This window comes from Citrobacter sp. U14242 (assembly GCF_046555775.1).
GTDB lineage: Bacteria > Pseudomonadota > Gammaproteobacteria > Enterobacterales > Enterobacteriaceae > Citrobacter.
In genome coordinates, this window is sequence record NZ_JBKGLW010000004.1 from 39,539 (window position 1) to 53,800 (window position 14,262).

Genomic DNA, 14,262 nt, shown 5'->3' on the forward strand with positions numbered 1-14,262 from the left:
AATAATATTACTCCTGACAGGTAACGGTCTGTAAATAACGGCCTTTTCTGATAAAAATACGACAGGCATCTTTAATATCAACGGAATAACCATCTTTAATTAAATCAAAATACTGATATTTCATACCTTTAGCATCAATAAATGTAACAGAAACGTCAAAACCAAGTTGTGAAAAAGAATTAATAGAAAGTCGGGGTAAATCACTGGACGAATCAGGCGTTACCGCCCTCGCCTGTTCAGCATAAGAAGATTTAATAGCTGTGATTTCATCAACATTCTTTCCAGACTGGAACCAGAAACCAAGACCAAGTCCCAGCACCAGAAAAGAAAGCATTAATATAAGACGATTCGATTTACGGAAATAAATTTTAGTGAGGCGCATATAATAATTAAATCCCCTATGAACAGAAAATTGACCGTGTGTGATAAATGGAGGAAAAAGCGAAAATGCGCCATGAGGATAATTATCTGTGAACGCTTGTTTGGTATTGTAAGCAGAATAAAGAGATTTTCCGGTATATATCCACTTATCAACAGTGATTGAGTTAATATTGTCACCATACTTAACAATACCAAAGTGTACTTTTGGTAAAGAAAATCGCGCCCCTGAAACCAAATTCATAATGGAGCCAATAAAAGGGATATTTAATTTATCTGAACGTCGGCAATAAACAACATGTTCAGCAAGCGCCAGACGAGCTTGCTTATCCATTATCGAAATATCCTGAATCAAAAATATAATATCCCAGCCTAATTTACGGGCATGTAAAAACCAGTCAATAACAGGTTGTCTGTCTTTATCACCCCATGAACGGGAATTAAACCAAGTACCACATTCATCAAGTACCAGAAGGCCATTGCGGGATTCATCGTAAGATGTATTCCCAATACCAATAGCCAGTAAATCATTTAATGAAGGCTTATCAGGAACGCGAATAACGCGCGTTTTTTTCGCATAACGACCAACCATAGGCATATTATGCAATTTAAGATCAAGATTAGTGGCAACAGGACAACCCTTAGCAAGTCTTTCCTGTATTCGGGAAACACTAACAAGTGTCTTACCTGAGCCTAATTTGCCTGTTACTACATGAACCGCCATTTAAATCACCCTGTTTGCATAATCAAGGAATTTTTGTTTTAAATCGAAAACAAAAACACTGATACGAGTAACCATAATAACGTTAACACACGCCTGAAAATGGTCAGGTAATACAGATGCCATTAAATGAGAGAAATCAGCAGGTAAACCGTTATACATGACCTCAGCAAGGTACTGCATTAAAAGCGTAACAGTTGTTGTAATTAGTGCGACCAATGCAAAGGCGATTAATCCTGTTTTGGTAGCAAGTCGAGCTAAAAAACTCGCCACATAGCCAATAAACAAAGGGACAAGACCAATGAGAAAACGCAACAATGCAGGAATACCTAACAATAAAGGCATCACTCACCCCCTTTACGAAGCAATGAAGTTAAAGAAGTAAAGACATACCAGAACGTAAGGCAATAAAAAACCCATGAAAGAACATCTTTAATAGTCAGTAATTTATCGCAACCAATATCAATCTGATAAACCTCCCCGGGGAAAATAATAAAATCAGAGCAGCCGTTACCATTGGGTAAGTTAGGAAGCATAGCATCTTTATTTAAAAATGCTTCCCATAAAGCACCATGCGAATCTTTTGCTATCCCTAATTCGGAATCTGCCAAAGTTGAAGCAGAATCTAGTTCAGAATCGCCCTTTCCATAGCGTGAATCACCGCCAGAAGGGTCAGCAAAACGCCCCGCTCCACGGGTAAGGTTATTTAAGGAATCATCCAGACGTAATATATTATTATTTGTCTGTTCATCAGCATATTTTTTATCATCTGAGGATGTATCTTTCTCTGTTAATTTATCATGAATATCGCTGGCTATTTTGGGTGAAGCACCTTCGATAGCAGTCTGAATATCACCTTTAGAAAGACTGGAACCACTGGAACCACCGCCAGAACTACCGCCACCGGATTCACCGCCACCGGATTCACCGCCGCCAGATTCACCACCGCCAGATTCACCACCGCCATTTTGAGGAGTTGAAGGTTTATCAGATGGATCTGCTACGCTCCCTGTAGGCTTCCATGTAGCAGCACAAACAGTACCATCATTCTGACAAACAATGACACCAGTAGCCTCATATTCACAGCCGTTATAGTAGATATAGCGACCACCATCATATGAATCGACATTATTAAATACACCTTCTTCTGGCGGCTTCGCTTCGCAAATTTCTTCTGGTGTCGGGTCAGTAGGTTTTGCATCAGGAACAGAACGCTGAATATCACCAACAATATAAGCCGTTAAAGACCAATATTTATCCTTCTGCCCTGGTGAATCGCTGTAAGTACAATCACCAGTAAAAACAAGACGGAATTCAGAATCAGGCCAGATACCCTCATAAGTTAGTTTAACCTGAGTAAATACACTCTGAGCACTGGATTTAGCACCCTGACAAGCGGAGGCCTGCATAGCAGCATCAATATAGTAAACCGTTGTCTTAGAGCCATCCTGATTGGTTATTTGCTTACTTTCAGCGTAGGCAGAGCTTTGATAAGTAGATTTAGTAATGCTTTCCCATGAATCAGCATGTGAAAAAGGAGAAATGAGGACAGCGGAAAGAATTAATATTTTCCTTTTCATAGTAACCCGCTTTAATAAAGGGGCAACGAGTGCCCCTGAGTGAAATTTAAACCGCTTTTGAAGAGAATTTTTTGAAAATACGAATAGCAAGCCCAGCGCCAACCACAGCCACAACAACAGGCCATACTTTACCAATGAGATCATTTGCCTGAGTCAGTAATGCATCCATTGCCTGACCTGCATAATCAGTACCGCCTGTAGCGCCTTCAGCCGCAAAAGAACTTGCAGAAACAAAAAGCGCAGTTGAAGCCAGAGCAACTTTAGATTTAACAGTAGACAGAATTTTCATAGAAATAACTCCATTAAGGTTACATTAATCGGTCAGAAAATGATTTAAATGAACCGACCGCATAGAAAAGGGCAAAACCAAAGGTGTAAGCCCCAAAGAAATAAACAATATACATTATCGAAAAACCCCCGCAGTAATAGCGCCGAGGCCAAAAGAAATAACAATGCCAGACGCTATCAAAATTTGAATAACATCGTCCATATTTAACCTTTGATCTCTGCGATGCCACCATCGGAAGAAACATTATAAGTTACACCTTCCCTGCCCTCCATTGACCATGCACGGACATAGACAGGAATTTGAACTAATTTCCCAATGAAAGCATTCGCCTGGTTCATTAGACCTGCATTAACGAGAGCTTGAGAAACTCGAATAATAATTTGATCCTGCTTTGTACCACCAAAACCATCAGGTATTTCAAGACCAATACCAATTTCATTATAATAGCCCTGACCATTAACTTTATTACGTTGGCGGGCTCCCAACATTTTACCCTTAACGAAAAGACCATAATTAGACATATTACTTTCCTTTAATGCCAGCTACTGGCGTGCGAAATACGGTTGTAATCGAAAATAAAACCTTTCTCATAAATCCATAAGGGGATTTCCGCTGGCTTGGCTTCCAGCGTTCTTATTAGCGGAACAACGTTATTAGAGTCTGGTGAATCACAATAGAAATTAATATCGATACCGAACGAAAGCAACTCTCTTCTATGGCGATAAAAAGTGTTATGAGGTAACATTTCTTTCATGTTAGCCCCTTGTTTCCAAAGTAAATAAGTTGACTGTATTTTTCTTGGCAGTTTCGTTATTTTTTCATCACTTAAAATAGCATTCTGATTCATTTCTATTCTCCCTACATATTCAGAGAATAATTTACGTGGTGTTTTCATATTCCAGTTAGCGCCAAGCGTTAAATTTAAATCAATAAGCTCAGTTGTTCTTAATGTTAATTCAATACGTAATTTATCTTTCGTCCAGTCCAGTAACCCGGCTCGTACAAACTCTTCGGCTATCTGGTGCCCTTTTTTACCCGAAACATGTTCATCATATTTTGAATAAAATTTCAGACTCCATCGACGGGAGTTTTTACCTAAATAAACTGTACCGCCTTTCCCACATGCGCGACCATGGCGTGTTTTAGCTTTAAATTCGGCGGCATAAAGCCATGATCTGACATTTTCCAGCGTAGATAATGAATACATGTAATTAATGTCAACACGAGAAATTTTATACTGACCGGCCATAACGGCTTTATAAGACGCTAAATCATGAGGAATATTCAATAAGGATAAAATCCTGGCATAGGCCGTCAACATGAGCCCTTGTATATCATCCGACCCAACAACAGAATGTCCCTGCAAAAACTTGGACGGATTACCATCAATGTACAAATGTGTCGCTTTACCTTCGCCATTAGATCCTATCGATCGTACTTTCATCGTTGCTTCATGCGAACCGCGAACAGTGAGTCGCTTAACGGTTTCCCACTCAATTGCACCGTCAGCATCAACGCTGACAACACTCCCCGCCGGAAGCGGTTTGTGTGTGCAAGGGAAAATCCCGGTAAGCCAATCGATCACAAATAAATCCTCAAAATTGCAAAAATGACGACTTACTAACACATGAGTTCAGTAGTTCATTAGTGTTTTAACATTACACCAGTGAGCTAGTGAGTTCAAGAGGATTGGATGATATGAGTTCATGAGCATGTATACTCACTTCAAATATTGCATTGAACGAGCGTAAAAAATGGCAAAGCGCACGACTTATAACGTGACGGAAGAAAGAAAAATGAAACTAGAACGACTGGCTATAAACGCCAGTGTAAAACTAGGAAAAACAATTACATGGACAGAGATTTTAGGTTATCTGATTGATAACTACTCTAAAGATGCAGCAGAAGATCTCATGTCTTCCAAACAAAAGGATTAAGTACCACGAATGGTACAAACGTGCAGTATTACCTACACTGCACGTTTTAAATTGTGCAAATTTTAGGCTTGGAGATTACACAGTGAGCGCAAATCAATACCTTGATTTAATGGATAAGTTAAAGAAGCTAAGTAACTATGATGTGAGCAAACTTTCATCAGTTTTAACGTTAACCAGTAAACTAGATGAATCTTGGTCAGGTTCATTTATAGGCTATCAATCAAGGGTCTATTACAATGGCCTGCAAAAACCTCCGACTGGGGCGGTGTTTAACAAGGATTGGGGATTTAACAGCCCATTTCAAAATATGGGTGGATATTTAACCGAGGGAATGAAAAGTATAGGTGATTGGGTAGAATATGATCCAGAACAAATAACTGATTATATATTAAATAAGTGTGACTTAACTAAAGAAGATTTATTGGAAGAGATTAAAAAAGCAAATGAGGTAAATTCAATATTTAACGATTTAAAAAGTGACGCTTTATCATTATATTATGCACAGAAAAAAAGCCTTCCACCTGAAGATAAATTTTTAGAAGACTTAGTATCTAAAATTGAAAACAGCAAAATCTTATCCGAAAAACAAATTCTGTCACTTTTCCTTCCAAAACAAGTAACCAGCTCTGATAACATGGCATTACAAGAAGGAATACGAGTACCACCACACATTAATCTCAGGGTTCGAGTTGCAGAAGTTATGGGTGCATACTCATCTTGTAATGAACTACAAAAACTTATTGATAAATTATACAAGCATATCAATAACTTAGAGGGGAAGATGATGCGTGAAAAAGATGCGGGAATAAATATATTTATTGGTCATGGGAAATCAAAGCTTTGGCTTGAACTTAAAGATTTCATAAAAGATAAATTGCATCAACCCTATGATGAATTTAATAGAGTATCAATTGCCGGGGTGACAAACATAACAAGGCTTAATCAAATGTTAGAGCAGGCTGCATTTGCCTTTATTTTGATGACTGCCGAAGATGAAACTCAAGAAGGAAAAGTCCAAGCAAGAATGAATGTCATACATGAAGCAGGACTTTTTCAAGGTAAGCTGGGCTTTGAACGGGCAATCATTCTTCTTGAAGACGGATGTGAAGAGTTCTCCAACATAAATGGATTAGGGCAAATAAGATTCCCTAAAGGGAATATAAGTGCTGTATTCCAACAAATTCGTGAGGTATTGGAAAGGGAAAATATAATAGAGGGATAATTATTGGTTCGCACAATGACGTTATGCTAAAGAGGCCGCTGCGGGATTCGATTTTCGCAGCGGCCTTTTCAACATAACGAGTCGTACATTATGCGCACCAATACGGTGAACGGTGAAATCTGGTTTATTTGGTTCATCATTGTGCTGGTCGTTGATAACGCTTAACAGCGCCGTTCCTGGTTTTATGCTATTCACCGGCGACCATTCAACCTTACACTTTACGCATACGTCAAACCGTTGACGTTGTAATTGCTCACTCAGTTCTTTTCGCGTACAACCTGGGTATGACACAAACCTGTGCCCCTGGAATTTCACAGCAACGGACCATACAACACAATGCCAGCAACTATCCATGTTCATAAAAATGACAACGCTATCTTACGCGTCGCTTTTTTATTGATTCTTTCATTCGCGCTTACGAGTTGCGCATTGACCCGCGTCTCTGCCAGTTCACACGACAAAGACGTCGATGAGCTCAATGTTATTGGTTTGAATCTGGATGCTGCAAGACAAAGAGCAATCATGGACGGTTTTGTGTGCAGTAAGGATGCAAACCTCCATCTGGTGCAAACCGAAAGTGGCAATCATAAATGGTTACAAACGGAATGCAGTAAAAAAAGCCTGGAACTGTTCTGCCCACAAATGCGTTTTATGGTACTCAATGTTGACCCCGATACAAATAAAGTTATTGATGTGGGGAAATATATTACTCAGCATACTTGTTTTTGAAGATGACACTATGCGATACCAATGCCCCCTTCTGTCTCCACTTCGATTCAAGAGTGCTGGATTGTATTGGACCAATGAAAATAATATAATAGACGCTTATTTTCTAATGATAATCGTTACTGTGTAGCGGATAGTCGGCTGCCAGATTAAACATAAATCTAATCAATAGTTTTATTTTCAATAATTACTTGGGGTTATGATGAATGATTTAAACCGTTTTTACTTTGACTTACCACAATGGCTAGGTAAGAGTGAAGGCATTCATCGACAATTTATTGGTAACTTTATATCTTGTCTCCATGATGAACAATTACAAGTAATACTGAACCCAGCAAATTTCCCTTGTTATGGTCTTAAAAGACTAGCAATTAAAGGGGCTATTACATTCTCCTTTCATTCATATAATAATGACAAAAATGTTTTCTCGATAAAAGAATCACCTATATATGGACTGTACTCTGTAGATAAAAACGGATATTCGGGGTGGGCGGATATTTGTGTTAACTTCAGTTCATATGTCGATAAGATAAATAAAATAGATCATGATAGTGCCAAGAATATCATTGGCGAGAAACGGGATTTTTTTAAGGAGACAAAACTCTCCAAGCATCAACAACCACAGAACCACGTTGTTCTCCCCTCTGATTACCTGTTTTTCCCCATGCAGGTCAACTCTGATTCGGTTACCGATCATGAGAACATCAGCGCCATGGAGGCATTAGACTATGTTGCGGCATTGGCTAAAAAGACAAATCGAACGTTGGTAATCAAACGCCACCCGATGTGTAAATCCAGAGGTATTGATGCCAAGATCGCGTTTCTATTAGCAACCAACGAGAATGTTTTGTCTGTTGATGCTAATATCCACGAATTAATTGAAGGGAGTTCTGCCGTTATCGCATGTAATTCTGGCACAAGCATTGAAGCCTTAATTCTGGGTAAACCAGTTTATTGCTTTGGCCGAAGCGAATGGTACGAAGCTACACATAAAATTGAAGTCTTAGAAGATTTCGATGCGATATTTTTGAATGATAAACACAGTACCATGTCTGCTTTCCAGGAAAAATTGATAGCATACTTATTATCTGAATATTGGATTCAATTTGATGACATTGAGTCTATTAAGGAAAAAATAAAATATTGTATTAGCCTCTATGAGAGCAATTACGGTGATGATTTTCTCGATAATCATAATGATGGTGAATGTTATGTCAGGAGTTTTTTAAATGCCCAAAGAGAGATCGCGATCCTGAAGAGAAAGCAAAAAAAGTATAAGAAAGATTATGAATTATTATCTTTTGTAATGCGATTTGTCCTGTTTTTACCCTTTAAAGCTACACTTACTATGCTGGGAAGGAACAAGAATCATTGATTCTAAGAGACGTGATGGAAATTGCTGACTCAGAATCATACTATTTCATCGCATACAGGATACTGAAACATGGCTGACTGGAACCCTTCGCTCTATCTGCAATATGAAACCGAACGTTCAAGACCTGCAGCTGAATTACTCAGCAGAGTCGCACTGGAGAATGTCCGCTCAGTCGTCGACCTCGGCTGCGGCCCGGGTAACAGCACTGCATTGCTACATCAGCGTTGGCCATCAGCAAAAATAACAGGCGTGGATTCTTCACCAGCAATGCTGAGTGAAGCGCGTAACGCGCTGCCTGGCTGCCATTTTATCGAAGCGGATATTAGTGCATTTCAGACAAAAGAGCCTGTAGATCTGCTGTATGCAAACGCATCTTTGCAATGGGTTCCCGATCACTATCAGCTGTTTCCCCACCTTGTCTCTCTGCTAGGGAGAGATGGCGTACTGGCCGTACAAATGCCGGATAACTGGCTGGAGCCAACGCATGTTCTGATGCGTGAAGTCGCCTATGAACTGGGTTACCCCGATCGCGGCCGCGCGCCTCTTCCCGGAGTGCATGCATATTATGATATTTTGACTGACATGGGCTGCGATGTTGATATCTGGCGGACAACCTACTATCACGTTATGGATTCACACCAGTCAATTATCGACTGGGTGAGTTCGACGGGGTTGCGTCCATGGTTGCAGGACCTGAGTGAAAACGAACAACATCGCTATCTGGCGCGCTACCATGCTTTGCTGCAGGAGCAATATCCGCTGCAAGAAAATGGGAAAATACTGCTGGCGTTTCCGCGGTTGTTTATCGTTGCTAAACACAATTCTTAAGCACTGACCTCCAATTATCAGCCTCTTTGTATCCGGGGGCTGATAATTATTGTGAATTCCCCATGCGCGCCCTCGCCTTTTTACGATGAGGATCTAGTGATAAAGCCAGTCATCTGCTAGTGTCTGGGAACGTTTACTGACGGGGGTTGTCATGTCTAAAGTCTACATTGGCGGTTGTCTGTGTGGCTCTATTCGCTTTGCCGCGACGAGCCCTAATAATTCGCATACCTGCTCGTGCGATATTTGCCGCAAGCATACCGGTGCACCGACCGTCGTCTGGATTGAATTTAATGCTGAAAATGTAGAATGGACGGGAAAAGCGGGTAAACCGACTACCTGGCGTTCTTCAGAAACTTCCAGTCGCGCTTTTTGCCCTCAATGTGGAAGTTCTGTTGGTGCCATTGATGACGCTCCGGTAATTGCGCTATTAGCGGGCGTTTTTGATGATCCCAATGATGAAGATCTGGCCCCCGAGTTTCATTCATTTACCGATATGCAACCTGCATGGTGGCAAAGAGAATTCGGCTAAAGTCGCACTACCTGGCGCATCGAGTCTTACCTATTCCTTCAGTGAAACAATGAGAGCTGGTTGTGCTACCAGCTCTACCGGATGTTATGTCAGCTGGTAATGCTTATCGGGCATATGTTTCACCGGAACCACGGTTTCATCATTCATCTGCAGCAAATCGATTTCAATTGCATTACAAATCGCATCGAGTGGCAGATCATTATTCTCTGTACCAAACGGATCTTCGAGCTCTTCGGCTAGCGTATCGAGCGAGATAAAGGTATAGGAAATAAGCACCGAGATGAACGGTGTCATATAGTGTAAATCCACCACTAACGCGAACGGCAACATAATACAAAACAGATATACCGTGCGATGAAGGATTAAGGTGTAAGCAAACGGGACTGGCGTGTTCGCAATACGCTCACAACCTGCCAGCACTGCCGACATATCATTTAACCTGTTGTTTAAACTGTGAAATAATATATCAGATAGCTGCCCATTTCGTCTGCGAACGGCCAGCCATTCACCCATCAGCAGCAGAATGCGGTTGGCCGGTGATTGAGACGCAAAAACGGTCTGTAAATCGCTCTCGCTGAGGTATTTCGCCAGGGGTTCTGCTTGCGGTTGTCGACGTAAAGTCATACGCAGGCAATGGGCAAATGCGATTTGCAGACGAACGAACTGCCCCAGTTCAGCATCATTTGGTAAGGTCGTTTTCACCTCGCGCAGAAGTGAACGGGAAGCAATCATCAACTGCCCCCACAAATGTCGGGCTTCAACATAGCGCGAATAACAGGCGTTGTTGCGAAAGCCTAAGAAAATTGCAATTGCGACACCGAGAATGCTGAACGGTGCGAGGGTAAATTTGATACCCAGCATCGTATACCATGGCAGCATGATGATGACGGCAATGGAGAGCAGGAAATTCAGCAACAAGCGTGAAAAGATTTTGGATAAAACTGAGCCATGCCAGACGAATATCAGGCGTAACCAGTGTTGTTGGGGGCGAACGATCATGGTTATCTTCGGAAAATGTGAAAGCCGGAATATTAAACGTGATCGCGATCAATGTTGCAAGCTTATAGCAACACTATCTAAACATCTTTTCCTGCCGACCCTGGCGTACACTGAAGCTACAGATGCATGGTATTTAAAAATAGATATATTGTATGTTGTAACTAAATAAAGACGGTGAAAAACCCGGCCTGAACCGGGTTAACCTATTAGCACAGTGGCTTAACAGCTACGCGCATGCCTTTCGCCAGAATAGAATCCAGGTCTGCAGTGACCTGTTCTACCAGGCCGGAAACCTGTGTCAGATCCTGTTCCCAGTGCTCTTTTACGGCCAATACCGCGTTGACCAGCGCTTCAGTAGTCATCTGGTGGTCACGATGCTGAGCCCACAACCCCTGGAAACGCTCCATCCAGTGCGCATCATCCTGAACCGGATAAGATTCACCGTTACGCTCACCGCGGTAGAAAGCAATCAAGGCCGCCAGGGCGAATGTCAAACGCGGCGGCAGTTGGCCGCTGGCTTTCTGCCCTGCCAACAGCTGCGGCAAAATACGGGTACGGAATTTGGTCATGCCATTGAGCGCAATCGACAATAGCTGATGCTTAATGTACGGGTTGCAGAATCGGCCAGTCACCGCGCTGGCAAATGAAGCCAATTCATCACGCGGCAGATCCAGCACAGGGATAATCTCTTCATAGATAGCTTTCTCAACGAAGGCGCGTATTTCTGCATCATTCATTGCCTCACCCACGGTATCAAGCCCTGCCTGCCAGGCGACCGGTACCAGTGCAGTGTGCGCACCGTTGAGAATGGCGACTTTACGCTCTTTATACGGCTTGATGTCATCGACAATCAGAACATTCAGCGGGTATTTATCGAGGCGAAGTTCAGTGGCTAATGATTTTGGCCCCTGAATAACAAACAGATAGAAGTGTTCTGCGGTATCAAGAAACGCATCATGATAACCCAGTTCGGCCTCAAGCTTCGCAACTTCGTCACGTGGGTAGCCGGTAACAATACGGTCCACCAGCGTAGAACAAAATGCGTTTGCCTGGTCCAGCCACTGTACGAATGCTTCCGGCAACGCCCATTCCTGAGCATAACGCAGAACCAGTTCATGTAGCGCCTCACCATTGTAATCAATCAGCTCGCAAGGAATGATAATCCAGCCTTTATCAAGCGCACCGTTGAAATGGCTATAGCGTTCGAACAGCAGTCGGGTCAGTTTGGCCGGATAACTCACCGCCGGCGCATCATCAAACTTATCTCCCGCGTGGTAACTGATACCCGCTTCCGTGGTGTTAGAGAAAACAAAACGCATTTCAGGATTATGCGCCAGCTTCAGGAACTCATCGTATTCGCTATAGACGCTGATTTCACGGTTAACCGAACGAATTAAACGGGCATCGCTGACGGCCTCGCCCTTTTCATTCAAACCACGAATGATGGTGGTATAGAGACCATCCTGGGTACTCAGCGACGGCGGGAAGGTACTTTCGATAGGACGAACAATGACCACACCAGCGTTCAGATCGGTATGTTCATTCAGCAGATCAACTTGCCAGTCAACAAAGGCGCGCAGGAAGTTTCCTTCACCAAACTGAATAATGCGTTCAGGATAGTGAGCACCGGGAAAATCGCGACGATTTAGTGTTTGCACAATGGGTTCCCTTTTTGATTAGTCATACAACCTGATTGAATTGGTCCAATAGGTTAGCAAACTTTAATACAATGAAACCCTGTTTTGATCAATCCCCGGTGACAAATTAGAGCGTTTTATAAAAAAGTGTGGTCCCGGCCAGTGTTCCATCAGGCATTTTTGCATAGTCAGGGATTACCCCTGCTTTTTGCCATCCACAATTGTGGTAGAACAACTCGGCGGCGCTGCCTGTAGACGTATCAAGAACCAGGAGGGTTTTCCCTTCATGATGTGCGCAAATTTCCAGTGCATTCATCAATTCCCGGGCGATCCCACACCGCCGTGCAGAGGTATGAACCAGGAGTTTGGCAACATCTGCACGATGAGGCTGGTTTTCGGGTTGATCGATAATGAGCTGAACGGTCCCGACAAGCGTCCCTTGCGCATTTTCAACCCCCAGAACAATGCGTTCTCCACAAGAGACACTTTGTGCAACACGCGTCCAGAAAGGCCGTGACTTATCGCGGTTAAAAGGGAGCATAAAACTGACAGATGCGCCATCATTCACGCACTGTTCAAGGACATCACTCAGCTCGTCGATTCTCGACAGGATCTGTTCTGCGCTCAGCATAAAGCAGGGAGTGTGGGTAGCCATTTGGTCTCCTTAGATTGACCCCTTCATACTGCAATTAACAATTACACAACACAAGGAGTCGGATCATAGGATTATGTTATCTATGGCTTATTCATTTGCAGCACTAACCAGTGGTAGATAACAGTGACAACGTAACGTTGCTGTTGCTCGCTCAGCGGTTGCCCCTGAGGTATATCATGCCATTTGGCCAGACATCCCCTACAGCACGTCGCCGTAGCATGTTGAGCGATAAATACCGGATGTCCACGCATCGGCGTTTGCTTTCCGTCATTGGCCGGGAACGCGGGAGCCAATCGCTTAGCAATAAAATCGGCCGCGTGTTGTTCAATGACCGGCGCACCTTTTTCCAGACAATATTGTCTCTCTTTCTGACCGAGACGAAACCGCGATCGAAAAGTCGATTTCGCCAGTCGGGCAAAAAGCGGGTCGAGTGTGTTCATCAGTAAACCGAGCGCCCTAACTGTTGCGTTAATTGTTCCAGTACCGCAATACCCGCCAGCGAGTTCCCTGCGGGATCCAGCTCCGGACTCCAGACCGCAATAGCCATCTCATGCGGCACGATTGCCACAATGCCACCACCCACACCCGATTTCGCCGGCAGACCTACCCGCCAGGCAAACTCCCCGGCATTTTGATACATACCGCTGGTCGCCATTAACGCGTTAATCTGCCGCGCCTGCATCGGCGTGACCACAGGCTCGGTGAGATGGAATGCGTTCCCTTGATTAGCCAGAAACACGAAGGTCCGCGCCAATTCCACGCAACTCATTTTCAGCGCGCAGTAGTGAAAATAATTTTGCAGAACGGTCGTCACATCGTGATGAAAATTGCCAAAGGACTTCATCAGCCAGGCGATTGCCGCGTTGCGGGCGGAATGCTCAAACTCAGAGCGAGCAACCGTCGCATCATAAGCGATATCTGAAACGCCGCTTAATGCACGTACCACTTCCAGCATTCGTTGCCGTGGCGCGCTCAGCCGACCTTGCAGCATATCGCAAACCACCAATGCCCCGGCATTTATAAAAGGATTACGCGGTATACCCTGCTCCATTTCCAGCTGAACCAGCGAGTTAAACGGATGACCGGAAGGATCTTTGCCAACACGTTGCCAGATCTCGTCTTCCTGGTAATGACGCATTGCGACAACCAGGCTAAGCACCTTTGAAATCGACTGAATAGAAAAACGTTCTTGCGCATCCCCCGCCTGATAGTGCTGACCATCAACGGTGCAAATGGCAATACCCAGTTTTGAGCCATCGACGGAGGCTAATGCAGGAATATAATCGGCGACTTTTCCCTGACCAATCAGCGGACGAACCTGCTGCACAATGGTCTCTAAAATTGAATTGTCCATGGCCCTGGCCACAACATGCTCCTTGCTCGCAG

At 43.4% G+C, this 14,262-nt stretch carries 18 protein-coding genes; 6 read left to right on the forward strand and 12 right to left on the reverse strand.

What is annotated here, in order from left to right:
- Window positions 1-7 precede the first annotated feature (7 nt).
- The 7 genes from ACLJXE_RS07255 to ACLJXE_RS07285 all read right to left on the reverse strand — a co-directional run bounded on the left by ACLJXE_RS07255 (window position 8) and on the right by ACLJXE_RS07285 (window position 4,553).
- Complete coding sequence (locus tag ACLJXE_RS07255; RefSeq protein WP_410750506.1) at window positions 8-1,102, reverse strand: zonular occludens toxin domain-containing protein; 1,095 nt, start codon at window positions 1,100-1,102, stop codon at window positions 8-10.
- Window positions 1,103-1,444, reverse strand: a complete 342-nt coding sequence (locus ACLJXE_RS07260; protein ID WP_058111795.1) for a DUF5455 family protein — start codon at window positions 1,442-1,444, stop codon at window positions 1,103-1,105.
- The gene (locus ACLJXE_RS07265) at window positions 1,444-2,679 is read right to left on the reverse strand and encodes an attachment protein (protein WP_170100459.1); all 1,236 of its coding nucleotides are present in this window, start codon (window positions 2,677-2,679) and stop codon (window positions 1,444-1,446) included. The genes ACLJXE_RS07260 and ACLJXE_RS07265 overlap by 1 nt, the downstream gene beginning before the upstream one ends.
- 46 nt (window positions 2,680-2,725) lie before the next feature.
- Window positions 2,726-2,968, reverse strand: a complete 243-nt coding sequence (locus ACLJXE_RS07270; RefSeq protein ID WP_048233732.1) for a major coat protein — start codon at window positions 2,966-2,968, stop codon at window positions 2,726-2,728.
- A 114-nt stretch (window positions 2,969-3,082) separates the two neighbouring features.
- Window positions 3,083-3,169 (reverse strand): tail virion protein G7P-2, encoded by an 87-nt coding sequence (locus ACLJXE_RS07275; RefSeq protein ID WP_031602482.1) that lies wholly within the window; start codon window positions 3,167-3,169, stop codon window positions 3,083-3,085.
- A gap of 2 nt (window positions 3,170-3,171) precedes the next feature.
- Window positions 3,172-3,489: a DNA-binding protein gene (locus ACLJXE_RS07280; RefSeq protein ID WP_001734928.1), complete on the reverse strand. Its 318-nt coding sequence runs from the start codon at window positions 3,487-3,489 to the stop codon at window positions 3,172-3,174.
- A gap of 11 nt (window positions 3,490-3,500) precedes the next feature.
- On the reverse strand, window positions 3,501-4,553 hold the full coding sequence (locus ACLJXE_RS07285; RefSeq protein WP_170100461.1) for a phage/plasmid replication protein, II/X family: 1,053 nt from the start codon (window positions 4,551-4,553) through the stop codon (window positions 3,501-3,503).
- 169 nt (window positions 4,554-4,722) lie between these two features.
- On the opposite strand from ACLJXE_RS07285, the gene ACLJXE_RS07290 reads away from it, so the two are divergent.
- The 6 genes from ACLJXE_RS07290 to ACLJXE_RS07315 all read left to right on the forward strand — a co-directional run bounded on the left by ACLJXE_RS07290 (window position 4,723) and on the right by ACLJXE_RS07315 (window position 9,585).
- The gene (locus ACLJXE_RS07290) at window positions 4,723-4,905 is read left to right on the forward strand and encodes a hypothetical protein (protein WP_170100462.1); all 183 of its coding nucleotides are present in this window, start codon (window positions 4,723-4,725) and stop codon (window positions 4,903-4,905) included.
- Between the two features lie 82 nt (window positions 4,906-4,987).
- Complete coding sequence (locus ACLJXE_RS07295; RefSeq protein WP_312029837.1) at window positions 4,988-6,127, forward strand: nucleotide-binding protein; 1,140 nt, start codon at window positions 4,988-4,990, stop codon at window positions 6,125-6,127.
- Between the two features lie 336 nt (window positions 6,128-6,463).
- The gene (locus tag ACLJXE_RS07300; protein WP_410750507.1) at window positions 6,464-6,856 is read left to right on the forward strand and encodes a hypothetical protein; all 393 of its coding nucleotides are present in this window, start codon (window positions 6,464-6,466) and stop codon (window positions 6,854-6,856) included.
- A gap of 196 nt (window positions 6,857-7,052) precedes the next feature.
- Window positions 7,053-8,228, forward strand: coding sequence for a hypothetical protein (locus ACLJXE_RS07305; protein WP_410750508.1), 1,176 nt, complete (start codon window positions 7,053-7,055; stop codon window positions 8,226-8,228).
- Window positions 8,229-8,297: 69 nt separating this feature from the next.
- Entirely contained in the window at window positions 8,298-9,056 is a 759-nt protein-coding gene (gene tam, locus ACLJXE_RS07310) for a trans-aconitate 2-methyltransferase (protein ID WP_410750509.1), read from the forward strand.
- A gap of 151 nt (window positions 9,057-9,207) precedes the next feature.
- On the forward strand, window positions 9,208-9,585 hold the full coding sequence (locus ACLJXE_RS07315; RefSeq protein WP_410750510.1) for a GFA family protein: 378 nt from the start codon (window positions 9,208-9,210) through the stop codon (window positions 9,583-9,585).
- 84 nt (window positions 9,586-9,669) lie between these two features.
- Here ACLJXE_RS07315 and ACLJXE_RS07320 read toward each other — a convergent pair whose 3' ends face one another.
- From ACLJXE_RS07320 to glsB, 5 genes are all read right to left on the reverse strand, one after another.
- Window positions 9,670-10,584 carry a bestrophin family protein gene (locus tag ACLJXE_RS07320; RefSeq protein WP_286630280.1) on the reverse strand — a complete coding sequence of 305 codons (915 nt, stop codon included), beginning with the start codon at window positions 10,582-10,584 and terminating at the stop codon, window positions 9,670-9,672.
- A gap of 206 nt (window positions 10,585-10,790) precedes the next feature.
- The gene (locus ACLJXE_RS07325) at window positions 10,791-12,242 is read right to left on the reverse strand and encodes a tagaturonate reductase (protein WP_410750511.1); all 1,452 of its coding nucleotides are present in this window, start codon (window positions 12,240-12,242) and stop codon (window positions 10,791-10,793) included.
- A gap of 106 nt (window positions 12,243-12,348) precedes the next feature.
- Complete coding sequence (locus tag ACLJXE_RS07330) at window positions 12,349-12,876, reverse strand: GNAT family N-acetyltransferase (protein WP_410750512.1); 528 nt, start codon at window positions 12,874-12,876, stop codon at window positions 12,349-12,351.
- An 80-nt stretch (window positions 12,877-12,956) separates the two neighbouring features.
- Window positions 12,957-13,316 carry a DUF4186 domain-containing protein gene (locus ACLJXE_RS07335; RefSeq protein ID WP_005122713.1) on the reverse strand — a complete coding sequence of 120 codons (360 nt, stop codon included), beginning with the start codon at window positions 13,314-13,316 and terminating at the stop codon, window positions 12,957-12,959.
- Window positions 13,316-14,242 carry a glutaminase B gene (glsB, locus tag ACLJXE_RS07340; protein ID WP_137383084.1) on the reverse strand — a complete coding sequence of 309 codons (927 nt, stop codon included), beginning with the start codon at window positions 14,240-14,242 and terminating at the stop codon, window positions 13,316-13,318. Before glsB ends, ACLJXE_RS07335 begins: the two co-directional genes overlap by 1 nt.
- Between the last annotated feature and the right edge of the window lie 20 nt (window positions 14,243-14,262).

What these genes read in the sequence shown, in the direction of transcription:
- ACLJXE_RS07335 (WP_005122713.1), bottom strand. Translation starts at nt 13,316, where the DNA reads ATGAACACACTCGACCCGCTTTTTGCCCGACTGGCGAAATCGACTTTT.
- ACLJXE_RS07275 (WP_031602482.1), bottom strand. Translation starts at nt 3,169, where the DNA reads ATGGACGATGTTATTCAAATTTTGATAGCGTCTGGCATTGTTATTTCT.
- ACLJXE_RS07320 (WP_286630280.1), bottom strand. Translation starts at nt 10,584, where the DNA reads ATGATCGTTCGCCCCCAACAACACTGGTTACGCCTGATATTCGTCTGG.
- ACLJXE_RS07260 (WP_058111795.1), bottom strand. Translation starts at nt 1,444, where the DNA reads ATGCCTTTATTGTTAGGTATTCCTGCATTGTTGCGTTTTCTCATTGGT.
- ACLJXE_RS07305 (WP_410750508.1), top strand. Translation starts at nt 7,053, where the DNA reads ATGATGAATGATTTAAACCGTTTTTACTTTGACTTACCACAATGGCTA.
- ACLJXE_RS07280 (WP_001734928.1), bottom strand. Translation starts at nt 3,489, where the DNA reads ATGTCTAATTATGGTCTTTTCGTTAAGGGTAAAATGTTGGGAGCCCGC.
- ACLJXE_RS07270 (WP_048233732.1), bottom strand. Translation starts at nt 2,968, where the DNA reads ATGAAAATTCTGTCTACTGTTAAATCTAAAGTTGCTCTGGCTTCAACT.
- ACLJXE_RS07255 (WP_410750506.1), bottom strand. Translation starts at nt 1,102, where the DNA reads ATGGCGGTTCATGTAGTAACAGGCAAATTAGGCTCAGGTAAGACACTT.
- tam (WP_410750509.1), top strand. Translation starts at nt 8,298, where the DNA reads ATGGCTGACTGGAACCCTTCGCTCTATCTGCAATATGAAACCGAACGT.
- ACLJXE_RS07265 (WP_170100459.1), bottom strand. Translation starts at nt 2,679, where the DNA reads ATGAAAAGGAAAATATTAATTCTTTCCGCTGTCCTCATTTCTCCTTTT.
- ACLJXE_RS07290 (WP_170100462.1), top strand. Translation starts at nt 4,723, where the DNA reads ATGGCAAAGCGCACGACTTATAACGTGACGGAAGAAAGAAAAATGAAA.
- ACLJXE_RS07315 (WP_410750510.1), top strand. Translation starts at nt 9,208, where the DNA reads ATGTCTAAAGTCTACATTGGCGGTTGTCTGTGTGGCTCTATTCGCTTT.
- ACLJXE_RS07300 (WP_410750507.1), top strand. Translation starts at nt 6,464, where the DNA reads ATGCCAGCAACTATCCATGTTCATAAAAATGACAACGCTATCTTACGC.
- ACLJXE_RS07330 (WP_410750512.1), bottom strand. Translation starts at nt 12,876, where the DNA reads ATGGCTACCCACACTCCCTGCTTTATGCTGAGCGCAGAACAGATCCTG.